Origin of the sequence: Sphingopyxis sp. GW247-27LB, from assembly GCF_002277025.1 — a bacterium.
In the GTDB taxonomy this organism is placed as follows: domain Bacteria; phylum Pseudomonadota; class Alphaproteobacteria; order Sphingomonadales; family Sphingomonadaceae; genus Sphingopyxis.
On sequence record NZ_NIWD01000002.1, the window covers coordinates 633,782 to 655,878 of the forward strand.

Here is a 22,097-nt window from a genome sequence, read left to right on the forward strand (position 1 = left end):
CTCTACTCCTGCGGAAGGGTCAGATGGTCGGAGGCGTCGGCGCTGCCCGGCCCGTCGGCCGGCGCCGGAAGCTGGACGCCCGGCGCGCCGAGGTCGCCGTCGACGCGGCCGAAGGGCGGGATGTCCCAATCGAGATGCAGCGTCGCGAAATCGCCGATCTCGTCGGCGCCGGGGATCGCGGTCACTTCGAACGCGGTCTCGAAGGTCAGCGCCATCATCGACACGGGCCGTTCCTTCAGCGCGTCGAACGGCCGGACGAGGTGCATCGATCGCGGCTGCAGCGCGCGAATGCCGAGGCCGAGCGAATTGCCGGCGAGGATGCCGAAGGCGTCGAGCGCGAGCTGGTAGCTGCCGGGCTCGGCGATCGCCCCGCCGGCGGGTCCGCCGTGGCGGGTCGCGGTTTCGTTGCGCAGATTCTCGGCCGCGACGACCAGGCCGAACTGCGCGCCCTCGATCAGGATCGACGAGCCGGTCATCTGGACATCGCGCGCGCCGGCGAAAATCGACCAGGCGGCGGGCGCGCGCCAATTGGTCTTTTCCTTCAGATACGCGTCCCATTCGTCGGGATAGGTGTCGAGCGTCAGCCATTTATAGCCGAGGACGCCCGCGTCGCCCGCGGCCTTCAGCGCCGCGATCATCGCGAGCTCGATCTGCGCGATCATCGCCGCACCGCCTTCACGCGCCGCCACGCCGATCGGCCGAGACGATAGAAGAACTCGTAGACGAGGATGCCGACGATGCCCGCGACGGCGAGCGGCCAGAGCAGGACGAGCGGCCAGGCGTCGGGGCGCGCACGCACCGGCTTCAGCCGGACCAGCGTGTTGGCGACCCCCAGCCAGACGACCAGGACGAGCGCGAGACCGATCATGCCGAGCCCCCCGCGAACAGGCCGGGCGCGCGACCGGCGAAGAATTCGCGGAACAGATCCGCGCCGTCGTCGCGATCCTCGGGCCCGATGCCGAGGTAGGCGCGCGCCGGCATCTCCATCTGACGCGTGAAGCCGGGGACGATGACCTCGACCGGCGCCTTCAGCCGGCGGCCGAAGGCTTCGCTGATCCGGCGCTTGTGGGTGCTGACCTTCTGCGCGCCCGAAAAGCCGAGCTGGTGGATCGCCGCGTAGACGACATTCGTGCCGACGCGGATCTCGCGCGCGTCGCCGGCGCTGGTGATCGAGCCCTTCAGCCGCGCGGTGTCGGTCAGCGTCTTGCCGCCCTCGGCCTTCGCCCGCGCGCTCTTCTTCCACGCCGATCCGTCGGGTGCGCTCTCGCGGTCGAAGCGATCGAGCACATTGGATTCGAGGATCAGACCGAACGCCTGGTTGAATTCGGTCAGGTCTTCGCCCGCGGCGGCGAGCGCCGCCATCTCGCGCTCGATCGCGTCGGCGCCGTCGACATGGAAGGTGAAGCTGGCGCCGCTCATAGCTTGTTCAAATCGGCGCGAGAGAAGCGCCGGGTGCCGGCGATATGGATCGCGCCGGGGCGCGCGGGGACGGCGGTGATGTCGCCTTCGTCGATCTTGACCTTGCCGGCGGCGATATCGCGCAGCGTGTCGATCGCGGCCTTGTGCTTCTTTTCGACGCCTTCGGGCGCGGTCGCGCGGTGCAGCTCATAGAAGGCGATATCGCAGGCGAGCGCGGTCAGCAGCGGCGGAACGGGAAGCGCGGAGCGGTCGCCATATTTGGCGGAGACATAGCCGTCGATCTTCGTGCCGGCGGTCGCGATCGCCTGCTCGATGCGTGCCTGGTCAAGCGCGCCGGTGCCGTCCCAATCGGACAGCTGGATCAGCTGCTCGGGGCGGAAGCGGGCCTGCATATCGGCGAGGGTGGCGTAGACGATCGACATGGAAACTCATCATCTGGAAGCGAGAGAGGTTCGGGCCGGCGCGGGTGGGGCCGCGCCGGCCTTCCCCCTTCAGCCCTTGGCGGGCGGCGGCGCCGCCGCGGGCTTGCGACCCGAAGAGCCGGACGGCTTGGCAACGGACTTCGCCTTCGCAGGCTTGGCCGGGACCGTCTTCCCCTTCTTCGGTTGCGTGTCGGCCGGCGCCGCCGAAGCGGCTGCGGCCGGGTTGGCGGCGTCGCCCGCAGGGGCGGCGGGCCGCGCGGTTCCATCCGCGACCGGGGGCTGCTGGGCGTCCCCCGGTTGTTTCCCTGCGTCCGCATCGGCGGCAGGCGCCGCCCCCGATGCGTCCGCCCCAGCGCGAGACTGCTCACCGGACGCCGCGGACGCGTCCGATGCCGGAGGAGGTTCAACAGCGGGGGCCGCGCTCGTGCCGCCATCCGCCTTCGCTCCGGCGTCCGACTCCGGCGCCGCGGCGCCGTCATCTTCGTCCTCGGCATCCTCCGGGCTCTGCAATTCCTTGTCGGCGACCAGGCCGGCGATGAGGTCTCTCACCGCCTGCTCGGCGCCTTCGCGATCTTCGTGCAGCTCATAGGCCGTCACCATGTCGCGCAGCGCCTCGCGCTCCGCATCGGTGACCGACCGGAACTGGTCGGGCGTGTCCTCGTCATTGACCTCGACCAGCAGCACCGGGTCGCCGACGATCGCCGCGATCTGGCGCAGGCCGTCGATCCCCTCGAGCAAGCTCTCGCGGCCGAAGACCAGCGGTTGCTTGCCGAAGGCGAAGCCGGCGCGGCGGCGCGACGCCGCCAGCGCGGTGACGCGGATCAGGCCAGCCACGGCACGATCTCCAGACGCAGCGTGCCCTTCCAGACGTTGGTGGCCCCCGCGGCATCGCGTTCGGCATTGAGGAGTTCGAGCGCCGCTTCGCGAAGCGAGGGGCCGCATGCAAGGACGGTCGGCGTGACACCGAGCGGGCGACCATAATCGCCCTTCATCCCTTCGAGCGCAGCGAAGGCAGCCTTCAGATTGGCCTTGTCCAGCGCCTGCTGGCTCCCGAAAATATACTGCCAGAAGCCGAAGCCGACGTTGTAGCGAGCCTTCACGCCGTAGAGATACTCGTCCTGCAGGAAGACGTTCGTATCGGTCGGTTTGTTCAGCTGGGTGAATTGCGGCTTGAGCCGCTCCTGGAAGATGATCGGCTTGAGCGCGCGCGTGTCGTCGAAGATGCACCAGAACGCGCCGGCACCGCCGCCCGAGTTCGAAACCGACTGCGGATTTCCGTTCGCGTCGAGGACGGGGTGATCGGTATCGAAGAAATTCTGCCCGTCATAGCAGGGCTGGTTGAAGCCGTCCTTCAGCAGGCCCCACACGAGTTCTTCGGGATGCGCCGCCGTGCTCCGGCCCATTTCCTGGAAGAGGGGGGTGAACACGCCATATTCATCGTCTTCGATGGTATCGACGTCGACGGCTTCGGTCTGCTCCCACTTTTTATTGGTGATGCTGTAGCCGTGCGCCTGGATGCGGTTGACGACGCGGTCGCCGAGCCATTCGCGCATACCGCGCGACTTGCCGAGCCAGCCATACTCCTGCTTCGAAGAGGACGACGGAACGTTGGTCGCAATGATCTGGCGCTTCGGCGGCGCCATCCCCAGACCATTATTGTAGGCGGCCGAATAGCCGGTGAAGATACCAGCAAGCAAACCGGCGGTAATTTTGACCTTGGACACTGTGAACTATCCTTTCCTGAGCGCGGTCAGTCGATCTCGACCCAGACGCCGTAGGCATCCAGATCGACAATCTTGCCGGCGATTGAGCGGGTGGTGGCGCCGTCCGTTTTCGCCACGGTCTGATCGTCGACGATGTAACAATCGGACCCGATGTCGGCGATCGTGATGGCGTCGCCGGCGGCGCTGTTCTTGAAGGGGAACGTCCCCTTCCTCACATCGACGCGGATGTCGCCATCGGCGCCGTCGGTGTTGTCAGCGCTCGACATTGCGATGCCGTCGGCCACCAACGTGGTCGCGGTCGCGCCGGGCGTTGCGTAGCCCGTCGCAGACAGGCAGACGAGGGCACCCAGGAAGATTTTCTTGTCCGCGGCCACGGGTCGCGAAAAATTGCGCCCCTGGCGCTCCTGGGCGATGCGATCTTCGGTCAACGCAGCCATCAGTTGGCCCCTTCCTTTTCCTTCGCGCGCGCGGCGAGAAATTCTTCCTGGGTAAGACCCATCGCCGAGCAGACGGCGAGGTCCTCCTCGCCCAGCTTGCCCTTTCCGGCCTCGGGCTCCCCTTCGATCGCGGGCGTGCCGAGCCCGCCCTTCGGCAGGGCGCCGAGGAACTTGTCGAGCTGGGCCTCGTCGGTGATCGAGGTTGCGTGCGCGACGAGCGCGGGGGGCAGGCGACCTTCGGCCTGGGCGGCGTCGATCTTCGCCGTGCGGTTCGCCGCCTGCAGCGTGTCGACGGTGCCCTGCAGCGATTGGACCGACGTCTGCAGCGCCGCGACGGATTCGACCGGCACGAACTTCGCCGGGTCGGGATTGCCGGCGCTGTCCGCCTTGGTCTTCAGAGCGGTTGCCGCGGCGACCAGATCGGCGTTGGCTTCGGCGCCGAGCGCGCTGGCGATCGCCGTCATCGTGGCGCCGCCGTTGAGGTTCGCGATCGCGCGGAGGACTTCCTCCTCGGTCGCGTCCTCGCCAAGGCCGAGGGCCTTGGCAATTGCAGAGAGATTCATGGATGCACTTCCTTCTTCGGTGGAAAGGGCGCTCGCCACGGCGGCGAGATCGAGCGAGGGCGTGTTGGTCAGTGCCGCGTTCACGACGCGGATGACATTGCCCTGGGCGTCGTGATGAAAGACCGGTGAGATGAAGCGATATTCGCGAGCATTGAGAGCGCCCGCCGCGGCCTCGGTCCAATCGACCTGGGCCCAGACGCCGGCGTCGTCGGCATAGACATGCGTCATCCAGCCTGCGGCGCGGGCGGTGCCGCCGACCCCGGCGCGCGCGCCGAAGACCGACTGATGATCATAATCGACGACGATCGGCGCGCCCTTGTGCCAGGCGGCGGTCGCGGCCGCTACACGATCGGCGGCAGCGCGGTCCTTGACCCGAACGACCGGCGGCTTGCCATTGCGCGAGGGACTGTCACCGATGGCGAAAAGCTGGATCGTGTCAGCGGGACCCGCCTCATGGGCGCCGACGGAAGCGATCGCGACGACGCAAGCGCCGTAAGCCATCGCATTCGTGCCAGATTTCCCCTTCGCCACAGCTGCAACGCTCCCCGCGCCCGGCACCGCGCCGGTCGATGAGGTTGCTATGGCTGGGGCCGAGGCGCCGCGTCAGATGAACTATTTCATGGGAAGCGATCGCGCGCTCGATCGTTCATGGCATGCGTGTCCGATTCGGGCCAGAGCGAATGGAAATCAGCTGTCGGCCGACCAGGCGAGGGCGCCCTTTCGTGCCGCCCCCAAGCGCGACGCCGGCACGCGGCCGGCGCGCCACCAGCGGGCGATATCGACGACGATCGCGGCGCCGGACGCATCGGGCGCGCCGATGTAGCGGCGGACGAGCTGCGCCGGCGCATCCTTCGACGATACCCACAGCCAGCGGATCTCGGCCGGCGTCATGATCGCGGCGGCGACGTCCTCGAGCTCGGCCGCGCGCAAGCCCGCGGGCAGCACCGGACGGCCCGCGGCATCGCGCAGCCAGGCGCCATCGATCGCGAGCGGCCAGCCGGCGACGTCGAGGAAGGTGCGGCCGCGCACGATCGCCGCGCGCGATCGCAGGTCGAAGGCCGCGAAGAAGCCGCTCACCGCATCCTCATCCGCCTCTGAGACCGCGCTCATCGTGGCAAGCCCGTCGCCGCGATAGGGCGTCGGCGACAGCCCGGTCTGCCGCGCCTTGCCGACATGATAGGCCCAGCCGGGATCGATGCCGCGCTCGATCATGTGGATCTCGCCGGTGCGGTTATTGATCCACTGGCGCATCGGGAAGACCTTGGGCTTCGTCGCCTTCAGCCCGCGGCGCTCGGCCTGACCACGCGACACCGGCTTGGGCAGGCAGCGGCATCGCCAGCCGTTCGGCGGATAGTGCGTGTCCCACCAGGCGTCGTCGACGGGGAGGACCGTGCCGTGCCAGGCGTGATGCTGCGGCCGCACCCTTTCGTCGTCCGCCGTCACATATTCGAGGAAGGGGAAGGCGCGCTTGCTGCGCTCGATCCGCTCCCAGCGCCCGGCGGCATAGCTCGTCCGCATGTTGACATCGAAGATCGTCTTCAGCCGATGGGGACTGCCGAGCTGGACGAGCTTCGTCTCGCCGGTCGCGGGATCGACCATTTCCTTGCGGCCCCACCAGCCCGCCGCCTCGAGCCGCGGGCGCAATTCCTTGCTGAAGATCTGCAGCGTCTCGCCCTCGGCGATCGCGCGGTCGACCGCGGCGCGGATCGTCTCGAGGATGTCGCGCGTCATCGCCTTGGCGACGGTGAAGCCGCGGCCGTGCTCCTCATGCTCGACGTCCTGCCACGAAAAGCCGAACTGATAGCCCTTGGCGCGAAACCAGGCGATCGCCTCTGCGGGGGCGAGATTGATGGGAAGAACCTCGTCCGCCACCCTATGCTCCGATCAGGGCGCGGCCCTCTTCGTCGCCGATCGCGGCGCCGGTGCCGGTGCCGACCAGGTCGGTGAGCTGCCAGTCCTCGCCGCGGTAACGGACGAAGCCGCCGAGGTTGGGGCGATAGCCGGGCACGGCGCCGATGCTGAGGTGATGGCCCGCCTGCCCGAGGCAGGCGTCGATGACGGCCTGCGGATCGAGCGTATACCAGGCGCGCCGCACGATCGCCCCGTCATCGGTGCGGCGCCGGTGCAGCACGGTCGCCTTGGTCGCGCCGATCGCGGCCGCCTGCAGCCGGGCGCGATCGGCCTGGCCGAGCTCGGCGCCGGGCTCGACGAGCAGGCCGATCGACGCCGCAGCGGCGTCATGGTCGAAGCGCGGCGCGTCGATCGCCGCGACGACTTCATCGCCGGCGGCGTCGCGATAGGGCGCCACGGTCGGACGCGCGAAATCGAACCAGGCGTCGAAGAGGGACTGCCCGATATCCATCAGCCCGCGTCCCGCTCGTCATCCTGCTGGGCGGCGTCGCCGGCGAGCCGCGCGGCGAAGCCGGCGCGTGCGAGCAGCGCCGCGACCGCGCTCTCGTCCATCGCCTCGATCCGCCCCGCGAGCCCGTCGCGGAACTCGGCGAGCGACGAGCTCGCGGCGAGCAGCTCCTCGATCGGGCCGAGCATCGGCTCGACGAGCTCGGTCCAGTCGTCGAGGAAGGCATCCGCGGCATCCGCGATCGGATCGGGCTCCGCATCGCCATTCGGGGTCGCGGTCGCCACCCCGAAACGCCCCACAGGCGGTTTAAGAGGGCCTAAGAGGGCAGGAGTCGGGGTTGCGCGGGGGCGCAGCCCCACTCGGGGCGCTGCTGGCGCTCCTGGGGGCAAATTTTCGGGGGTCGGCGACGGGGCGGCCTGCAGCTCTTCCTCGCCCGGTTCGGGCTGGGGCAGTCCGGTCTTCTCGGCCATCTGGCGAGCGCCGACCTTGACACCCAGCGGCACGAGCGCCGTCGCCGCCTTCAGCAGCGTCTCGACGTCTTCGGAATCGACCTCGCCGACCTTGATCCGCGGATATTCATCCTGCGGGCCGTAGTTGAACATGATCATCGGCACCACGATATCGCGCCGGATCGTCGCGCCGAGCATCGCGGCGTCATAGTCGCGGATATCCAGGCGCACGTCATTGTGCACTTCGGCCTGGCCGGAGCCGAGCCCGCCGGCCTTCGCGTCGGCGGTGTTGGTCTGGCCGAGCACGACCTTGCTCACCTGGTCGTCGATATATTCGGCCATCGATCGCCACAGGTCGCCCGGCGCGCTGCCGCCCTTGCCGTCGATGAACTGGACTTCCATCGTCTTCGGGAAGACCGCGGCGGCGTCGCTGCCGAGATCCGCGACGGCGCGGGCGAGGATCGCGATATTGTCCTCGGTCTCGCCATTGTCATAGCGGCCTACGCGCAGCGGCATGCCGTATGTCTCGAGGAAGCTGACCCAGTCCTTGATGCTGAAGTTCTTGAACATCCAGCCCCAGGCGACCGCGCGCGCCAGACCGCCGCGGATCGGCAGCCCCGATTTCGCCTTGCTGACATGGACGATGAACTTGCCCGCCTCGAGCGACGCCGGCTCGCCGGCGGTGCGCAGTTTCAGCGTCTCGCCGTTGATCCGGTCGAATTCGAACCACTGCGGGAAACGCCACTTCAAATCCTGCGGCAGCCATTTGCCGGGCCGCGTCGACCAGATCATTTCGGTGACGCTGTAGCCCTTGCCGATCGCGTCGAGGATATCGAAGATCTCGGCCTGCAGCATGTCGCGATCGAGCCACTTGCGGATGAAGTCCGCATGTTCCTTGTGGTGCGGCGCATCGCTCGCCGCCTCGACGGTGATCGGCAGCTGCGCCACGGCGCGCTTCCGGGTGCCGAGCTGGGCGAGATAGTGGAGGTCCTTTTCCTCCATCTCCTCGGCAAGCTCGAGATAGGCGGTGGCGTCGCCGTCCTCGGCCGCGCGGAGCAGCTGCGCGAGCCGGATCGGCGTCAGCCCCGACGCCGGATGCGCCGACAGGATCGACCGCACCGACGCCATGCGCGGCGCCGCGACCTCGCGTGCCAGATTGGCGGGCTGCATCAGCTGCCCGTTCGGCCAGACGAGCGGCGGCGGGACTTTGGCGGGGGGAACGGCTTCACGCATCGAGCACGCCTCCGCCGGAGAGAGCAAAGCCGAACACAATGATCGCCTTATCGAGATCGGTGCGGGCGATCGCGAGCATGCGCGGATCGGTGCCGGGGCGGGCCTTGGCGTCGGCGAGCGCCTTTTCGAGCGCTGCGATGACCGGAGCGAGTATTAGGGCTGCGTCTTCGTTCATTACCATGCTCCTCGGCCGAAGCGACTGCCCCGGCGGTGTCGATTGGGTTCGTCGCTGACGCGCATGCCGTCGGGCCGGCGATCGGGACGATCGCTGCGGGCGCTCACGCCGGTGTAGGCATATTTGGCGATGGGCAGATCGGCGGCGCTGGCACAGAGCGCGGCCGCCCAGAAGCGGTCGCCATGACCCTCGCTCTCGCCGTCATAGAGCAGACTAACATTGCCCACCCGGTTGACGATCTTGGCAATGCTGTGGAGATCGTCCTTGATGTCCTTCTGCCCCATAGGCAGGCGGAACTTCCGGTCCTCCATCGATTCCTTCAGCGTCGTGCCGAGGGCGAAGCGAATGGCCGGCGTAAAGATGACACCCTGACATCGCGATTCGCCGAGATAGTCTTGGGCGGTTTCGACGAACGGCTCGCCCATGCCCGTCTGATCGATAGCGAAGCGAATAGGTTGATCGCGATCGCGCAGCCGTTTCAGCTCCGCATGTTGGGCCTTGAAAGGCGCGCGGAGCATGACGATGATCTCGCGCGGATAGAGGACGTCCCCGATCTGCTCGGCCGACCAGATGCAGGTCAAATCCTTCTTCCGCGCAATATCCATTCCGACATAGACCGGGCCGCGCGCAGGCGGCAGCGCCTCGCCGCTCTCGGTACATACGGTCTGGACCTTGCCCTTGTATTCGATCCGCCGCAGGCGCCCATAACCCGCGGTCTCGCAACTGTTGATCAGATCATAGTCGAGCCAGGCGCCCGCTTCGTCGAGCCACTCCAGCTCGAACTCCTGCGCCCAGAGATCGGGATCATTGAGGCCGGCCTTCAATTCCTCGATGTTCCGCGGCAACCCCTGTTCGACGGCCTGATAGATATCAACCTCATGCCGCGACCAGATCGTCGGCTCCTCGGTCATCAGATCATAGAATTTGTTCGATTTACCTTTCGGGGTCGAAACGACACGAACCTTCCAGCCCTTCGAAATGATCGGGAAGGCCGCGCCCCAGATTGCCTTGCTGTCCTGGTGAATCGCGAATTCGTCGAACAGCATGTTGGCGCTGAATCCGCGCACCGTGTCGGGATTTGCGGGCACGGCGACGATTTCCGATCCGCCGGGGAAAGTGACCGACAGCGAGGTATATTCGGAGTCGACGCCATCGTCGCGCGTATAGCGAACCGTCTCTTCGACGATGTCGGGTTCGGGACCATCCAGCAAACCGCGATACAGCGTCCAGAAGGCGCGCGTCATCGGCTTCACATGCTCTTTCATGTTGAGCTTGGCCTGACGCTCGCCGCGCGAGAGGATGACCCACTTGGTTCGCTTGCCGTTGATCTCCGCGTTGATGCAATCCTCAACGATCTCGGCGCAGGCGACCATCGACTTGCCGCCTTGGCGGGTGAACATGCCGACCTTGAAACGGCTCTGGTCGGCGAGCCAGGCGCGCTGATAGGGATAGAAATCGATGAGGCGCTGGACGTCAGCAGTTGCGACCGTTTCCATCAGTCATAACCCAGAATGCGCTTCGCTTCCTCGAGCGCTGCAACGTCGAGGCGGCCCGATCGACCAGCGTCGTCGAGCTTCTTCCGCTGTGCCGCACGATCGCGGGCAACGGCCCGCGCCTCCGCCCGCTCGACAAGATCGAGGTCGGTTTTCCGCGTCAGCGCTATCGAGCGCAGCGCGTCGGCGAACGCCTTTGCATCCTTCGCCCCGAGCTGGACACCTTCGCCATCCTCCTCGTTCGCCGCGAGCATCAGCTTGAACATATTCGCCTGGAGCAGCTGGGCGTTGACGTCGAGCATCCGCGACTGGTCGGCGTCGCCGACCTCGCGCGCCAGCGCGGTCGCCATCGCCTGGGCCTCGCGCATCTCGGCCGAGATATCCTCGAGCGTGCGGACGTGGCGGCCGAGCGCCGATCGGCTGACGCTCTGCCCCATGTCGAGCAGGCGCTGCCGGATCTCGTCGATCGTCCAGCCATGATCCATCCGCAGCTTGCCGATCAGCTCGCGGACCTCGAAATCGAGCTTGTCGATCGACGACGGCCGATGGCGGGTGGGACGTGCCGGGCGACGGGCCATATCAGCTCCCCGGCGACGGGCGCTGGACGCCGGCGATGACCGATCGGCCCTTCGCGACGTCGACGCCGCGCTCGCTGATCGTGGCGACGGTGAGCGTCGGCGTCGGGTGGAGCTGGGTCAGCAGCCGCTGTTCCTCGAGCCAGGCGAGATTGGTGCGCAGCTGATCGCGCGTGCAGACCAGCCCCATCGCGTTCACCGCGTCGGTGAGCACGCTATCGTTCGCCGAATAGCCCGGCGCCTCGGCGAGGATTCGCAGGATCGTCAGCCGGACGTGCTGGAAGTGGAAGTCGGCGTAGCTCATGCTGCCCCCCTGTTCGGCGTGAAGCCGATCGCTTCGAGCGCGCGCTCGAGGCGCGTCCACAGGCGCGCGCGGTCGAGAATGGGATTCAGCCAGCCGGTGAGGACGCAATAGCGGCCGTCCATCGCGGCGGTGTGATGCCCCCAATGATGCGGCGTCGATTGGACGATGCCGATATCCATCAGCGCGCGATAAATGCTGGAGCGCGGAACGCGGCGATGCGCGCGAACATGCACCTCGGTCACAGCGAGCCCGCCGGCGAGCGCGCCGAGCCAGACCCAGCCGAAGCCCGCGAGCCACAGCCAGAGCAGCGCGATCGCCGCGACCGCCGTCCAGGTCGTCGAATTGCGCGCAAACAGCGACTGCGCCAGAAAGGCGTCGGGATCGCGATGATGCAGCCGGTTCGGCTCGACGATCGCGCGGCTGATCAGCGGCATGCCGATCCACAGGACGCGGTCCTCGAGCCAGTGGAAGAAGCCGGAGAGAAGGTCGGCGATCAGCCAGCCGAGGAGCAGCTGCGCCGCGATCGAGAACGGGTCCATCATTCGCCCCCGATCGCCTTCTGGATCAGGAAGGACTCGATCCGCGTCACCGCGGCGAGCGTGCGGACGTTGAGCTCATGCTCCGCCTCGAGGCGCGCCTTCACGCCGGCGAGCTCGCTGGTCAGCCCCGCGACGTCGGTCGTCGTCGCCTTGTCCTTCAGCTCGAGCTCGACGCGCGACAGGCGCCGGGCGAGCTTGCCGGTGCTTTCGGGGTTCGCCTGCCCGCCGCGCCAGACGGCGACGCCGATGCCGAGCAGGATGAAGGCGATGATCGCCCACTGGTAGAGATCACTCATGCGGATTGGTCCTCGTCGGGCGGGGTGGTCTGGCCGGCCTTCAGGCCGGGCAAGGGGAGCGCGCCGATCGCGCGCTTGATGTAGGCGCCGATCTCCTCGCCGAGCAGCTCGATCAGCGAGTAGCCCGAGAAGCCGAGGCCGATCGACACGACGAAGGCGAAAAGCAGGCCGGGCCGCGTATCGAGCACCCACAGCAGCGCCGCGGTAAGCATGATCAGCGTCACCAGGATATTCTTCGCCAGGCCGAGCGGCGGATTGCGCTTCGGGCTGATCGGCCGCGCCGCGAGCACGCCGATCGCGGCGATCGCCAGCGTGACGACCGGCCAGTCGAAGCCGCCGGCGGCGATCACGATATCGGAAGGCGATGCGCGCCCCGCCGCGCTCGACAGCATCAGCGCCGGCGTCCAGGCCGCATAGAAGGCGGTCGGTGCCAGGGCGGGCGTGCTCATTCGGCACCGCCGATCTGCAGGATCGTCTCGTTCACCGCGCCGGCGAAGCTCATCATCACGCCCCGCGACTGCACGGTGTCGGTGTGCAGGGTGATGTTCGCATCTGGCGCGATCATCTTCACGGGACGATCGGCGAGCTCGCGCGGCAGCGCGACCCAATGGCGCGACAGCGCGCCGTGCCGGGTCACCGGCGCGAAATGCGTGTCGCCGACCGTATAGATCGGCGCGGGCAGCGTCAGTGCCGTGTCGGTCGCCAGATACCAGCAATCCCAGGCGACGACCTGAAGCACCTCGCCGACGGCGACCGCGCCGACCTGGTTGACGAACATGAGGTAGAATTTTTCGAAGCCGCTCATCACGCCGAGCGTCGCCATCAGCGCGGCCGCTCGGTCGGGCTTTCCGTCGGCGCGCAGGATGTGATTGCCGAAGGCGTGGCCGACCAGCATCGCGCCGCCGCCGTCATATCCAATGTGGGCGAAATGCGTGACCGGCGCCGCCGGGTTGATCGCGGAGGCACGAGGGAACTCGATAATCGCGTTGTTGTCGGTGATGTCGACGATCGCGCGATAATCGATGTCGACGCCAGCGACGTCGACCGGATTCATGCCCGCGGCGTAGAGCGAGATGCGCGTCGACATACCGGGGCTCACGTCGGTCGTCAGCCCAGGCTTCAGCCACTGCATCGACCAGGCGCCGTCGGGAAGATTGCCGCCAGTCGCCTCTCTACGGTCATACGGCTGCAGCGCTTCGATCGTCAGCGTGCGCGTGCGGCCGCCCCAGCGGTTGAAGCGCCAATCGCTCTGGATCGCGACCTGCCGGTCGATCGCCGGGTTGTCGAAGTCCGTCGTGCCCGGATGCGCGACGATATATTCGAGCAGTGATGCGACATTGCCGATGTCGTAGCTTTCCTCGATCGACAGGTCGGTCCACGGATAGATGCCGTCGACGCTGATCTCGGCACCATCGATCCTCACCGTCTTTTCGTGGTTCTGCAATGCGCCGGAGAGCTGGATGACGCCTTCGTCGACATAGCCCGACAGCGTCGCGGGGCCGGTTCCGCTCACCTTGGTCAGCAGCCCCGCCGGCGCGGCCTCGATGTTCCAGCTGGTCGGCGAGCCATTGTTACGCGCGATCATCCAGAAATTGTTGGCGTCGGGCACGTAGACGACGACGAACTGACGGTCCTCGCCGTTCTTGTAGACATCGCCCGCGGTCAAGCCGTGCGCGGCGAGATCGAGCTGGCGACCGTCGGGTCCGTGGGTGCCGCCGTCCAGCTGGAAATTGAGCTTGATCGGGGTGCGCTGATCGCCGCCGATGCTGGCGACCATCGCCGATAGCATATAGGCGCCGACCGTCGCCGAGCGACCGGTATCGCGCGAAATGAAGCGGGTCCCGACCAGATCGATCGCGCCCGACCGCGGCAACAGGTTGGGCCCGACCTGGGCGACCTGCTCGCCGATCAGATAGCAGTCGACCTGATCGTAGGCCGGGCTCAGCTGCGCGGGACGGCGCACGAAGAGATAGGGCCATTGATAGACCGCCGTCCCCGGCGCGCTGTTGTCGAGCTGGAAAAGCTGGGGGTCGGGCGCGCGCTCGCCGGGTGCGGCGTAGGGATTGAACTCCAGCGCCGCGTCGCCGGTGTTGACCATGATCCCGCGCTCGATCTTGTCGATCATGTCGGCGGTGAAGGGCACGCCCGCGGCGAAATCGACCGTATCGCGGACGGTCGGCAGCAATTGGGCGAGATCCGCGGGCGTCGTCATCGCGATCTCGCGATTGCCGCCCCGCAGCGTAACCGCGAACGATCCGTAGGTGCCGTTCAGCTTCTTGTAGAAGGCGTTGCCGCCGGTGATGTAGGCGATCACGCTCGGCGGCACATTGTGCATCGACAGGACAAGGTCGGTCGAGGCCGGCAGCGGGATCGGCCGCAGCACGGCGAACGTCGGCCACGCCGCCTCGCTGCGCGCCGCGAGGTAATCGGGATTGCCCGGCGACCAGATACGGCAGGTCTGATCGAGGCGCGTCGGCAGGAGCGCGTTGGCGCGATCGGGGTCGGCGAGGTTGGTCTGGGCCTTCTCGGGGAAATAGGTGAGCGTCGAGCTCAGCTCCTCGGCGGTCGCCGCCGCGGCGTCGGCGGCATCCTGCGCCTGGCCGATGATCACGCCGACCTCGGCTGCGGCATAGGCCGACAGCTTTTCGAACTGGTACCAGTTGCCGCCGCCCTCGGCGCCAACCTTTCGATACCAGCCGTTCTTCGCCGGGGCGGGGTCGGCATAGACGAGGCCGAGCGCATTTTCGGGATGGTCGAGGGCGCCCTGGATGCCGTCCGGCGCCGCTTCCTCCTCGAAGGCGGCTTCGGTGGAGATCAGGCGGCCGAGCAGCTGCTTGACCGCGGTGGCCGTCATCGGCGCGCCGGGCTCCTGAATGCCCATCAGCGCATCGGGCGACACCGCGGTGGTGAACGGCAGCTGGTCGAGCGTCCGCGTCTCGGGAAGGACGGGCGTGTCAGCCATCGGGGCATAGGGTCCTGGCATCGCGCAGCCGCTCCTCGAGGAGCGCCTCGCGGCGGAAGCGGGCAGCGAGCCACTGCAGCACGTTGTCGGCCGCTTCGATCGCGGCGTCGGCGGGCATGACGGGCTCGGCGGGGATCGGCTGGCGCAGCTCGGCGGGGCAGATCGTCTTGGTGACGATCACCCGCTCGACGACCGGGTCGGGCGCCGGGCCGGGGTCAGGCCTTGCCGGAGAGCCGGCGCAGGCACTGAGCGTCGCAACGCTTGCCAGTGCCAGAGCCGACAGCCGGAGGCGCGCTCTGGATAGCGGCATCGGCGGCGTCCTTTCGTTGGGTTGCGGCGCGGCCGCGCGCCTCGGCGCGGTCGGCGATCTTCGCCTGGTCGGCGATCAGCCGGTCGACCTCGGCCTCGGCCTGGCGCTGGCCATCCTCGGCCGCGGTGCGCGCCGCGACCTCGGCCTTGACCGCGGTCGAGCAGGCCGACTGGATCGCGAAGCGCGTGGCGTCGCGGTTGCCCGCGGCGAGCGCGACGTCGCACTGGCCGGCGGCGCGCGCGGCGGCGATCGCCGCCTTGACCGGCTCGGCGCAGCGGTCGGCGGGCTCGCCGATCTTCTCGGCCGCGCGGCTGCAGGCGGCGACGTCGCCGCGCAAATCCTTGAGGTCGGCGCGCGCCTGCACCCCGGTCCAGGCGGCGAGGAGCATCGCGCCAAAGGCGAGCATCCCGCCGATCGCGCCGTAAAGGCGAAGTCCCGACAGCCCGAACATCAAATCCTCCCCAGCCGGTCGGCGCGCGCCAGCCAGCCCTTCAGGAACCTCTTCTGCGACGGATCGCGCTCGGCGATCGCGCGGTAGCGAAGGCGGACCTCGACGCGGAACGCGTCGGTCAGCGCCGGCATGCCGAGCGCGCCCCAGCGCAGCACCCAGTTCATCGCCTGCAGCGTCGCCGGCCCGATCGCGCCGTCGACCTTCAGCTGCGACGGCGCCGAGGCGGCGCGCTCGAGGCAGCGGTTGAGCGCGCGCTGCAACAGGCGGCGCGCGTTGCCGATGCCGGCGTTCACCGCCTGGTTGAACAGCATCTCGCCGACCGGGCGCGGCAGATCGTCGGCGCCCAGCCGCAGCCAGAAACAGCGGTGATAGAGGAATTTGGCGTCACCGCGCGTCAGCAGCCGGACATCCGCGCCGTCGATATCGCCGTCGCCGTCGAGGTCGAAGTCGGCGCGGCCGTCCGCGTCGAGGTCGATCTTGCCCTCGACGACCAGCGTGCGCAGCGACCAGCCAAATTTGGTCGCCCCGCCGCGGTCGGACGGATCGTTGACAAAGCGCGTGCCCTCGTCGCCGATCAGATCGTCGAAGGCACGCGCGAAGCGCTCGGACCAGCCGCTGACGACGATCTCGTCGGCCGCGCTATCGATGTGGTTGGTTTCGCTCCCCATGACCGCTGCTTTGACGCGTCGCGCGCCGCGCAGTCAGATGAACTATTTCATAGGAGGTCGAGCAGATTGCCCTGGCCGTCGTCCTCGATGGAATCGGCCTTGATGTTGTGGACATGCCGCTCGGTATAGTCGGTGGCAAGGGCGATCGCGCGGATCGACAGTTTTCCTTCCTTCAGCAGCTCGATGACGCGCTGCCTCCGGTGATAGGCCTTGGGCAACAGCAGGTCGCTGCCGGCGAATCGGTCGCACAGCAGCTGGGCGAGCTCGGCGCCGATGACGACGGCGATCTCGTGATTGTTCGCCGCGACGCGCGGCACGTAGAGGATCGTGCCGCCGAAGCGGTCGCACAGCTTCGTGGCGGGGCCGCTGCCGATCACGGCAGCGACCTCGTCGAAAATCGCAGAGTTGAAGATCCGCGAATGCCGCATGGATCAGAGCATGATGACCAGAAGCGCGATGGCGAGCGCCATCGCTGCCGCACCGGCAGTAAAGGACCGGGCCCGGCGCCGCGCTTCCTCGCGGCGCCGCCGATCGGCGCTCGATTCGAGCAGCGGCAACCTCTGGAAGTCGAGATATTCGCGGTCGGGCCGCAGGTGGCTCTGGTAGAACGAATGTTGCATGATCATGCCTCCGGTGAAAATTCAGGGGACCGCTCGCGCAGCACGGCGCCGAGCATCTGGGCGGCGCGGGTCATCGCCTCGATGTCGATCGGCAGGTCGATCGCGCGAGCCTCCTCGCCGGTCAGGCGGAACAGCGCGACGGGGACGGTCCAGTCGGGATGCGCGATGCCCGCGGCGACCAGCTTGGCGAGGATCGCCTTCAGCAGCCGCCACTTGCTGCCCTGCAGCGTCGCGGTGCGGCCGTCGCCGACCTCCCAGCCGTGGCGCTTGGCCATCGCCTTCAGCGCCTCGATCAGGCGGTAGGCCATCGACTGGTCGGACCATCGCCAATGGTCGCACTGGAGCTGGCGGCAGGCGAACGCCTCGAGCGCCTGCTCCGACCGGTTGCGCACCGCGCCGAGCTGGTGGAGCGAGATCCACAGCGACCGCGCCTTGCGCGCGCTCGGCGTGTCGACCGCGGGCGCCCGGCGCCCCGGAACGCCCTTCGCGGTCGCCTTGAAGCCACGCTGCCCGAAATGCTGGACGAGCGCCGCCAGCTGCGCCTCCGTCGCCTTGCTGGCGCTCGCGAGAGCGATGTCCTCCTCGCTCGCCTCCTCGATCGGGATGGGCGAGATGTGCTGAAAGACGATCGCACGATAATCGTCCTCGCCCAGGCCGAGCTGGTTCTTCGCGATATGGACCTTCGCCAGCAGCGCGCGGCGGCGCTGCTGGGTCGGGTCGATCGACGTCTTGCGGGCGGGCGCGCTCATGGCCGCAATCCTTGGGGCGCACCGCGCGCGATCGCGATCAGATCGTCGACAGCCGCCCGATAGCCCGTCGATCGCCGGGCAAGCTGGTGGCCCCGGTGCGCGAGATTATGTGCGGCGCTATGATCGCGGCCGCCGAGCTTTTCCCCGATGACCGGATAGGAGAGCGGTTCCGGCGTCAGTTGGCGCAGGGCGACGACGATCGCGGCGCGCGGCGGGATCAGGTTTCCGAGGCGTGAGGGCCCCCGCAGCTCGGCAAGGTCGACCGACCAGCGCCGGCAAGCCTCGTCAAAGATGCGCGTAACGCGCTCCCCGCGGGTGAGCGCCGCGGTCACGGCCAAACCCCCATCATCACCGCGACGAGGACGATGATCGCGACCTTGACCCCGGCGGCGATCGCGCCGCCAGCCAGCGCGGCGCCGAGCTCCAGCGGCCCGTCCTGCCCGTCGCGGGTCAGCGCGCGGATGATCTTGCGGCGCGAGGTCACTGCACACCGCCTTCCCAGGCGCCGCGCCGGGCGATGATTTCATCGAGCCAGTCGGGGCCGAGCTCCAGCGGCGCACCGACCCACGCATCGATGTCGCGGAGCAGTTGGACGTAGCTCTCGATTAGCGGGCGCGCGCGCGGATCGATCGTGCCGGGAACCGGCACGATATCGCCGGGGAACCTCTCGTCCAGCTTGCTCGAGGTTTCGATCAGGCTGGCGACGTTCGCGCGGATGACACGGCTGGAGCGGCCGAGCAGACCCGACGCCGACAGCAGCTTGGCAAGATCGGTGCTCATGCCGCGATCTGCCGGGTCGAGAGCTGGGCCCAGCAATCGCGGACATGGCCGGCGTTCACCGCCTGGCCCTCGCTGGCGGCGATCATGTGCGCGAGTTCGAGCGTCATCGTCGCCCCGCGCAGCGCGCCCGGCTTCTGGCTGATCTCGCGGATGGCCTGAAGGATGCCGTCGTCGCCGATGTTCCACGCATCGCACAGCGCGTCGGCGTCGCCCTGCAGCGGCTGCGCGCGCACGATCCGCATCCCGACGCGGCTGAAGAGCTGCGCGAAATTCGCCTTGCGCGTCCCGCCCTCGAGGCGCGAGAGGACCGAGATATTGCCCGACAGCGCGATGCCGACGCCCGTTTCGTCATGCCAGCTGCGGATTTCCTCGAGCGATTTTTCGGACAGGTGCTGCGCCTCGTCCAGCACCAACAGCCCGCCCGACCGGTCCACCTTCTCCATGATCATGGTGCTCAGCTTCGCGGGGGTGCCGACCGCGTCGGACTTGCCGAGCGCGGCGAGGACCGAAAGCTGCATGTTCATGATGCCCGCAGACGAGGGCCGCATCGTCGCCTTCCAGACGTTGGAAATGCTCGCCTGGTAATGCTCGATCGTCTTGGTCTTCCCCATGCCGGCGCCGGTCGCGATCACGGTCATGCGGCCGCGCTGCGCATAGGTCAGGATCGTGATGATGTCGTTCGCCGTCGGGCCGGCGAAAAAGCCGGGGAGCGGGGGTGCGGTCACTTCGAACGCGGCCTGGCTGAAAAGCTGCTGTTGGTAGCGATAGACCTGCTCGGCGATCGTCTGCTCGTCGCCGGCGTAGCCGTTGGTGCTGCCGAACTGGCTGAGCGTTCCCGCCGATCGGCCGATGCGCTTCGCGAGCTCGGTCCAGCTCATCTTCGTCGCGTTCTTGTGGTCGATCAACCAGGCGCGCTGGTCCTCGATATCGATGGGCTGGTTTTGGGGGTCGTTCATGCTAAAATCCTTTCGTTCTGACAGGGACATCGTCGCGGCGGAGGCTCCTAACCCTCCGTCGCGGCCTTCAATCGACCAGCCGCAGCGGCGACACCGACGCCGCGAACCGGTTCATGAAATTGGGAGCGGGCTCCTGCTGGACCGCCGCGGCGGCGCCATTGCGATGCGCGGCGCGCACCGGGCGGATGATCTTGGGCTCGGGCCGGTCGGGCTCGATCGCGCCGGGCTGCAGCGCGGCGATCTCGGCCGCGTCGCGCAGCTCCTGTTGCTTCTCCAGCTCGCGGGCCAGCTTGACGATATCGCGATCGGCCTTCGCCCGCGCGCGCGCCGCCCCGATATTGTCGAAGCCGGTGTCCGCGACGAGCGCGGCGGTCACGAGGAACTCGCCCGACTGGCTATAGACGTGGATCTCGCTGTGCAGATTGTCGGGGTCGAAGCGGATGGTCACCGGCTTGCCCGCGATCTGGCTGAGCTCCGGCGCCCAATAGCGGTTGCCGACCAGCGCGATCTCGCCGCTCTGGCGGTGGGTGCGGACCTGTTCGCCGGCGAGCAGCGCCAGCCGGAGCTGCTCCTGCGACGCCTTCCTGATCTCCGACACCGCATAGCTCGCGGCGAAGACTTCGTCATAGCTGCGGCCGTTCGCGGTTTCGGTGCGGCGACCGCGCTTCGCGTTATGCTTGGTGATGACGCGGTCGACCAGCGCGACGAAGACGTCCCAATCGAGCGCTTTTTCGTTGTAATTCTCGGGCTTCGCGTCGACGTGGTTGCCCGTCCACGCGCCTTCGGTGTCCGGTGCGCGCGCGACGACGTCGGCGAGGACGCGGAAGGCGCGCTCGATCGGCTTCGCCTGGCCGTGGAAGGGCTTGGCCCAGCGCGTCTTGACACCGAGCGCGGTGAGCAGCCCGGTCGGCTCGTCATCCTTGATCTTGAAGCGGAATCGCGTCGGTGCGCCGCCGGTGATCCATTTCGAGGCGAAGGCGCGGCCGTTGTCGAGCAGGCAATGGCCGGGAATGCCATAATCGCGGAACAGGTCGGCGAAGGCGAGGCGCGTCAGCACCGCGCTCTCGCTCTCCCCGATACGCCACGCCAGAATCTTGCGGCTGAAGACGTCCTGCAGCGCGACCATCACCGGGCGGATCGGCTTGTCGCCGGGCCGTGCGCCCTTGCGGCGAACGAAGACGTCGAACTTGTGCCCGTCGATATTGACCCATTCCATCGCGTGCATGTGCGCGACGGTGCGGCGCTGCTGGGGGATCGTCAGCTTCAGCGCGTCGGTGCCGTAGCGGCGCGCGACGATCAGCCGCCCGTCGATCTCGCGCTCCAGGCGGCGCTTCAGCGTCTTCTCAGACGGCAATGAGAGGCCGCGCTCGGCCGCGATATCTTCAGTCCGCGAATAGCAAGAGGCGAAGGTCGGCCGCGACGGGCGCAGATAATCCGATACCAGGATCGACCAGAGCTCCTCGTCGACCTCGACGGTGCGCCCGCCACCCTTGCGGCGCGGCGCCAGATGCGGCAGCCGGTCGGACGGCGCGACGCCGTCGACAAGCGACAGCCAGCTCCACAGCGTCGATGCGCCGATCTTCTCGCCGATCGCCACGGCGGGCACCGCGTTCGACGGCAGGACCCCGGTATCGATCATCAGGTCGATCTGGCCGATGATGCGCGCGCGGCGCTCAGCCTCGGCCTTCACCTTGTCGCTCTGCGCCTCATACCAGCTCCACAGCGCGCTCTGCCCGATCGGCGAGGAATCGGCCGCGGGCTGGCATTCGATCGCGATCCCGCGCCGGACGAGCGCCGTCCGCGTCGCCGAGGGCAGCACCGACAGATGATATTCCAGCCCACCGCCGCGCGCCTGGCGCGGCCGCGCGAGCGGCATGCCCTCGCTGTCGGCCTGCAGCGCCCAGCATTCCTTCGCCGCGCGCTCGTTCACCTTGCGCTTCGTCGCGGGAAGTCCCGGCAATTTCAGATCGGCAAGCTCGGCCGCGGTGAACCAGAACTTCCCCCCGTGAAACTTCATAGGTCCCCCGTCTTCCCGCGGCGAATAGGCACCGCCCGTTGTTCGATTTTCTTGCGGCGATCGCGCAGCGCGGCGATCTGCCTGTCGATGTGGCCCAGCTCGGCCGTCGCGACCTCGGGTCCGGCGAAGACCGCGACGCCCAGCGAGGGACGGACGATTCCGTCCAGCACGTCGATGCGATCGGTCGCGGCGAGCAGCCCGATCCAATGCGCGGCCGAGATATTGAAGCGGTCGCGGGACTCGCTCGCCCAGCCGTCGATCGTCATCTTGCTGACCTCTGCACCGAGCAAACGCGACAGCTCGCCCGCCATCACATGCCGCGACCGCCCGTCCTCTTGCAGAATCCGCGCCACCGAGGACGAGATCACGCGCGGCAGATGCGCGAGCGCGCCGTCGAAGCGATCGGGCATCGGCACGTTGAACGCGTCGAGGTTGAACGCCAGCTGGCGATCGTCAAAGGCGGGGCGACGCTTAGCCATCAGCGAGCGCCTCGAACGCGAAGGGAGGGCTGCCAGCGGCCGCACGCATCTTCTGCCAGCGCAATCGCCACGCCCCGGTCGGCGCGATCGCGCGGAACGGCCGAACAAATCCAGACG

Annotated in this window: 31 protein-coding genes; all 31 read right to left on the bottom strand. The window is 68.0% G+C overall.

Annotation, left to right across the window (positions count from 1 at the left end; all coding sequences use genetic code 11):
• Nucleotides 1–2 precede the first annotated feature (2 nt).
• Nucleotides 3–662, bottom strand: coding sequence for a phage protein Gp37 (locus CD928_RS03105; RefSeq protein ID WP_141237069.1), 660 nt, complete (start codon nucleotides 660–662; stop codon nucleotides 3–5).
• Nucleotides 659–868, bottom strand: a complete 210-nt coding sequence (locus CD928_RS03110) for a hypothetical protein (RefSeq protein ID WP_095384659.1) — start codon at nucleotides 866–868, stop codon at nucleotides 659–661. The genes CD928_RS03105 and CD928_RS03110 overlap by 4 nt, the downstream gene beginning before the upstream one ends.
• Nucleotides 865–1,419, bottom strand: a complete 555-nt coding sequence (locus CD928_RS03115) for a phage virion morphogenesis protein (protein ID WP_095384662.1) — start codon at nucleotides 1,417–1,419, stop codon at nucleotides 865–867. Before CD928_RS03115 ends, CD928_RS03110 begins: the two co-directional genes overlap by 4 nt.
• Complete coding sequence (locus CD928_RS03120) at nucleotides 1,416–1,841, bottom strand: gp436 family protein (protein WP_095384665.1); 426 nt, start codon at nucleotides 1,839–1,841, stop codon at nucleotides 1,416–1,418. The genes CD928_RS03115 and CD928_RS03120 overlap by 4 nt, the downstream gene beginning before the upstream one ends.
• A 69-nt stretch (nucleotides 1,842–1,910) precedes the next feature.
• Entirely contained in the window at nucleotides 1,911–2,675 is a 765-nt protein-coding gene (locus CD928_RS03125; RefSeq protein WP_095384667.1) for a hypothetical protein, read from the bottom strand.
• Nucleotides 2,663–3,565, bottom strand: a complete 903-nt coding sequence (locus CD928_RS03130; RefSeq protein ID WP_095384670.1) for a Mu-like prophage major head subunit gpT family protein — start codon at nucleotides 3,563–3,565, stop codon at nucleotides 2,663–2,665. The genes CD928_RS03125 and CD928_RS03130 overlap by 13 nt, the downstream gene beginning before the upstream one ends.
• Nucleotides 3,566–3,591: 26 nt before the next feature.
• Nucleotides 3,592–4,002 carry a hypothetical protein gene (locus CD928_RS03135; RefSeq protein ID WP_095384673.1) on the bottom strand — a complete coding sequence of 137 codons (411 nt, stop codon included), beginning with the start codon at nucleotides 4,000–4,002 and terminating at the stop codon, nucleotides 3,592–3,594.
• Complete coding sequence (locus CD928_RS03140) at nucleotides 4,002–5,066, bottom strand: phage protease (RefSeq protein ID WP_095384676.1); 1,065 nt, start codon at nucleotides 5,064–5,066, stop codon at nucleotides 4,002–4,004. Before CD928_RS03140 ends, CD928_RS03135 begins: the two co-directional genes overlap by 1 nt.
• A 186-nt stretch (nucleotides 5,067–5,252) precedes the next feature.
• On the bottom strand, nucleotides 5,253–6,437 hold the full coding sequence (locus CD928_RS03145; RefSeq protein WP_095384678.1) for a phage minor head protein: 1,185 nt from the start codon (nucleotides 6,435–6,437) through the stop codon (nucleotides 5,253–5,255).
• Between the two features lies 1 nt (nucleotide 6,438).
• Nucleotides 6,439–6,927, bottom strand: a complete 489-nt coding sequence (locus CD928_RS03150) for a hypothetical protein (RefSeq protein ID WP_095384681.1) — start codon at nucleotides 6,925–6,927, stop codon at nucleotides 6,439–6,441.
• A complete protein-coding gene (locus CD928_RS03155) occupies nucleotides 6,927–8,606 on the bottom strand; it encodes a DUF935 domain-containing protein (protein ID WP_095384684.1) in 1,680 nt (559 codons plus the stop codon). Before CD928_RS03155 ends, CD928_RS03150 begins: the two co-directional genes overlap by 1 nt.
• Complete coding sequence (locus CD928_RS03160) at nucleotides 8,599–8,781, bottom strand: hypothetical protein (protein WP_095384687.1); 183 nt, start codon at nucleotides 8,779–8,781, stop codon at nucleotides 8,599–8,601. Before CD928_RS03160 ends, CD928_RS03155 begins: the two co-directional genes overlap by 8 nt.
• Complete coding sequence (locus tag CD928_RS03165) at nucleotides 8,781–10,277, bottom strand: terminase family protein (RefSeq protein WP_095384689.1); 1,497 nt, start codon at nucleotides 10,275–10,277, stop codon at nucleotides 8,781–8,783. The genes CD928_RS03160 and CD928_RS03165 overlap by 1 nt, the downstream gene beginning before the upstream one ends.
• Nucleotides 10,277–10,852, bottom strand: coding sequence for a phage protein Gp27 family protein (locus CD928_RS03170; protein ID WP_095384693.1), 576 nt, complete (start codon nucleotides 10,850–10,852; stop codon nucleotides 10,277–10,279). Before CD928_RS03170 ends, CD928_RS03165 begins: the two co-directional genes overlap by 1 nt.
• Nucleotide 10,853: 1 nt before the next feature.
• On the bottom strand, nucleotides 10,854–11,153 hold the full coding sequence (locus tag CD928_RS03175) for a hypothetical protein (protein ID WP_095384695.1): 300 nt from the start codon (nucleotides 11,151–11,153) through the stop codon (nucleotides 10,854–10,856).
• A complete protein-coding gene (locus CD928_RS03180; RefSeq protein ID WP_095384698.1) occupies nucleotides 11,150–11,695 on the bottom strand; it encodes a fatty acid desaturase CarF family protein in 546 nt (181 codons plus the stop codon). The genes CD928_RS03175 and CD928_RS03180 overlap by 4 nt, the downstream gene beginning before the upstream one ends.
• A complete protein-coding gene (locus CD928_RS03185) occupies nucleotides 11,692–11,988 on the bottom strand; it encodes a hypothetical protein (RefSeq protein ID WP_095384701.1) in 297 nt (98 codons plus the stop codon). The genes CD928_RS03180 and CD928_RS03185 overlap by 4 nt, the downstream gene beginning before the upstream one ends.
• Nucleotides 11,985–12,437, bottom strand: a complete 453-nt coding sequence (locus CD928_RS03190) for a hypothetical protein (RefSeq protein WP_095384704.1) — start codon at nucleotides 12,435–12,437, stop codon at nucleotides 11,985–11,987. The genes CD928_RS03185 and CD928_RS03190 overlap by 4 nt, the downstream gene beginning before the upstream one ends.
• Nucleotides 12,434–14,950: a hypothetical protein gene (locus CD928_RS03195; RefSeq protein ID WP_095384707.1), complete on the bottom strand. Its 2,517-nt coding sequence runs from the start codon at nucleotides 14,948–14,950 to the stop codon at nucleotides 12,434–12,436. Before CD928_RS03195 ends, CD928_RS03190 begins: the two co-directional genes overlap by 4 nt.
• Nucleotides 14,943–15,131 carry a hypothetical protein gene (locus CD928_RS23270; RefSeq protein WP_095384710.1) on the bottom strand — a complete coding sequence of 63 codons (189 nt, stop codon included), beginning with the start codon at nucleotides 15,129–15,131 and terminating at the stop codon, nucleotides 14,943–14,945. The genes CD928_RS03195 and CD928_RS23270 overlap by 8 nt, the downstream gene beginning before the upstream one ends.
• 34 nt (nucleotides 15,132–15,165) lie before the next feature.
• Nucleotides 15,166–15,711 carry a hypothetical protein gene (locus tag CD928_RS03205; protein WP_095384713.1) on the bottom strand — a complete coding sequence of 182 codons (546 nt, stop codon included), beginning with the start codon at nucleotides 15,709–15,711 and terminating at the stop codon, nucleotides 15,166–15,168.
• Nucleotides 15,711–16,379 (bottom strand): glycoside hydrolase family 108 protein, encoded by a 669-nt coding sequence (locus CD928_RS03210; RefSeq protein ID WP_095384716.1) that lies wholly within the window; start codon nucleotides 16,377–16,379, stop codon nucleotides 15,711–15,713. Before CD928_RS03210 ends, CD928_RS03205 begins: the two co-directional genes overlap by 1 nt.
• A 47-nt stretch (nucleotides 16,380–16,426) precedes the next feature.
• Nucleotides 16,427–16,807: a hypothetical protein gene (locus CD928_RS03215; RefSeq protein WP_095384719.1), complete on the bottom strand. Its 381-nt coding sequence runs from the start codon at nucleotides 16,805–16,807 to the stop codon at nucleotides 16,427–16,429.
• A gap of 3 nt (nucleotides 16,808–16,810) precedes the next feature.
• The gene (locus CD928_RS03220) at nucleotides 16,811–16,999 is read right to left on the bottom strand and encodes a hypothetical protein (RefSeq protein WP_141237071.1); all 189 of its coding nucleotides are present in this window, start codon (nucleotides 16,997–16,999) and stop codon (nucleotides 16,811–16,813) included.
• 2 nt (nucleotides 17,000–17,001) lie between these two features.
• The gene (locus CD928_RS03225; protein ID WP_095384725.1) at nucleotides 17,002–17,748 is read right to left on the bottom strand and encodes a regulatory protein GemA; all 747 of its coding nucleotides are present in this window, start codon (nucleotides 17,746–17,748) and stop codon (nucleotides 17,002–17,004) included.
• Nucleotides 17,745–18,080: a helix-turn-helix domain-containing protein gene (locus tag CD928_RS23275; protein WP_176473422.1), complete on the bottom strand. Its 336-nt coding sequence runs from the start codon at nucleotides 18,078–18,080 to the stop codon at nucleotides 17,745–17,747. Before CD928_RS23275 ends, CD928_RS03225 begins: the two co-directional genes overlap by 4 nt.
• Nucleotides 18,077–18,232: a hypothetical protein gene (locus CD928_RS23280; RefSeq protein WP_176473423.1), complete on the bottom strand. Its 156-nt coding sequence runs from the start codon at nucleotides 18,230–18,232 to the stop codon at nucleotides 18,077–18,079. Before CD928_RS23280 ends, CD928_RS23275 begins: the two co-directional genes overlap by 4 nt.
• Nucleotides 18,229–18,528 (bottom strand): hypothetical protein, encoded by a 300-nt coding sequence (locus CD928_RS03235; protein ID WP_095384731.1) that lies wholly within the window; start codon nucleotides 18,526–18,528, stop codon nucleotides 18,229–18,231. Before CD928_RS03235 ends, CD928_RS23280 begins: the two co-directional genes overlap by 4 nt.
• Entirely contained in the window at nucleotides 18,525–19,484 is a 960-nt protein-coding gene (locus CD928_RS03240) for an AAA family ATPase (protein WP_176473424.1), read from the bottom strand. Before CD928_RS03240 ends, CD928_RS03235 begins: the two co-directional genes overlap by 4 nt.
• Before the next feature lie 67 nt (nucleotides 19,485–19,551).
• The gene (locus tag CD928_RS03245) at nucleotides 19,552–21,501 is read right to left on the bottom strand and encodes a transposase domain-containing protein (protein ID WP_095384737.1); all 1,950 of its coding nucleotides are present in this window, start codon (nucleotides 21,499–21,501) and stop codon (nucleotides 19,552–19,554) included.
• On the bottom strand, nucleotides 21,498–21,980 hold the full coding sequence (locus CD928_RS03250; protein WP_095384740.1) for a hypothetical protein: 483 nt from the start codon (nucleotides 21,978–21,980) through the stop codon (nucleotides 21,498–21,500). Before CD928_RS03250 ends, CD928_RS03245 begins: the two co-directional genes overlap by 4 nt.
• Nucleotides 21,981–22,097: the final 117 nt, after the last annotated feature.

What these genes read in the sequence shown, in the direction of transcription:
- CD928_RS03105 (WP_141237069.1), bottom strand. Translation starts at nt 662, where the DNA reads ATGATCGCGCAGATCGAGCTCGCGATGATCGCGGCGCTGAAGGCCGCG.
- CD928_RS03110 (WP_095384659.1), bottom strand. Translation starts at nt 868, where the DNA reads ATGATCGGTCTCGCGCTCGTCCTGGTCGTCTGGCTGGGGGTCGCCAAC.
- CD928_RS03115 (WP_095384662.1), bottom strand. Translation starts at nt 1,419, where the DNA reads ATGAGCGGCGCCAGCTTCACCTTCCATGTCGACGGCGCCGACGCGATC.
- CD928_RS03120 (WP_095384665.1), bottom strand. Translation starts at nt 1,841, where the DNA reads ATGTCGATCGTCTACGCCACCCTCGCCGATATGCAGGCCCGCTTCCGC.
- CD928_RS03135 (WP_095384673.1), bottom strand. Translation starts at nt 4,002, where the DNA reads ATGGCTGCGTTGACCGAAGATCGCATCGCCCAGGAGCGCCAGGGGCGC.
- CD928_RS03140 (WP_095384676.1), bottom strand. Translation starts at nt 5,066, where the DNA reads ATGGCTTACGGCGCTTGCGTCGTCGCGATCGCTTCCGTCGGCGCCCAT.
- CD928_RS03150 (WP_095384681.1), bottom strand. Translation starts at nt 6,927, where the DNA reads ATGGATATCGGGCAGTCCCTCTTCGACGCCTGGTTCGATTTCGCGCGT.
- CD928_RS03155 (WP_095384684.1), bottom strand. Translation starts at nt 8,606, where the DNA reads ATGCGTGAAGCCGTTCCCCCCGCCAAAGTCCCGCCGCCGCTCGTCTGG.
- CD928_RS03160 (WP_095384687.1), bottom strand. Translation starts at nt 8,781, where the DNA reads ATGAACGAAGACGCAGCCCTAATACTCGCTCCGGTCATCGCAGCGCTC.
- CD928_RS03165 (WP_095384689.1), bottom strand. Translation starts at nt 10,277, where the DNA reads ATGGAAACGGTCGCAACTGCTGACGTCCAGCGCCTCATCGATTTCTAT.
- CD928_RS03170 (WP_095384693.1), bottom strand. Translation starts at nt 10,852, where the DNA reads ATGGCCCGTCGCCCGGCACGTCCCACCCGCCATCGGCCGTCGTCGATC.
- CD928_RS03175 (WP_095384695.1), bottom strand. Translation starts at nt 11,153, where the DNA reads ATGAGCTACGCCGACTTCCACTTCCAGCACGTCCGGCTGACGATCCTG.
- CD928_RS03180 (WP_095384698.1), bottom strand. Translation starts at nt 11,695, where the DNA reads ATGATGGACCCGTTCTCGATCGCGGCGCAGCTGCTCCTCGGCTGGCTG.
- CD928_RS03185 (WP_095384701.1), bottom strand. Translation starts at nt 11,988, where the DNA reads ATGAGTGATCTCTACCAGTGGGCGATCATCGCCTTCATCCTGCTCGGC.
- CD928_RS03190 (WP_095384704.1), bottom strand. Translation starts at nt 12,437, where the DNA reads ATGAGCACGCCCGCCCTGGCACCGACCGCCTTCTATGCGGCCTGGACG.
- CD928_RS03195 (WP_095384707.1), bottom strand. Translation starts at nt 14,950, where the DNA reads ATGGCTGACACGCCCGTCCTTCCCGAGACGCGGACGCTCGACCAGCTG.
- CD928_RS03205 (WP_095384713.1), bottom strand. Translation starts at nt 15,711, where the DNA reads ATGTTCGGGCTGTCGGGACTTCGCCTTTACGGCGCGATCGGCGGGATG.
- CD928_RS03210 (WP_095384716.1), bottom strand. Translation starts at nt 16,379, where the DNA reads ATGGGGAGCGAAACCAACCACATCGATAGCGCGGCCGACGAGATCGTC.
- CD928_RS03215 (WP_095384719.1), bottom strand. Translation starts at nt 16,807, where the DNA reads ATGCGGCATTCGCGGATCTTCAACTCTGCGATTTTCGACGAGGTCGCT.
- CD928_RS03220 (WP_141237071.1), bottom strand. Translation starts at nt 16,999, where the DNA reads ATGCAACATTCGTTCTACCAGAGCCACCTGCGGCCCGACCGCGAATAT.
- CD928_RS03225 (WP_095384725.1), bottom strand. Translation starts at nt 17,748, where the DNA reads ATGAGCGCGCCCGCCCGCAAGACGTCGATCGACCCGACCCAGCAGCGC.
- CD928_RS03235 (WP_095384731.1), bottom strand. Translation starts at nt 18,528, where the DNA reads ATGAGCACCGATCTTGCCAAGCTGCTGTCGGCGTCGGGTCTGCTCGGC.
- CD928_RS03240 (WP_176473424.1), bottom strand. Translation starts at nt 19,484, where the DNA reads ATGAACGACCCCCAAAACCAGCCCATCGATATCGAGGACCAGCGCGCC.
- CD928_RS03245 (WP_095384737.1), bottom strand. Translation starts at nt 21,501, where the DNA reads ATGAAGTTTCACGGGGGGAAGTTCTGGTTCACCGCGGCCGAGCTTGCC.
- CD928_RS03250 (WP_095384740.1), bottom strand. Translation starts at nt 21,980, where the DNA reads ATGGCTAAGCGTCGCCCCGCCTTTGACGATCGCCAGCTGGCGTTCAAC.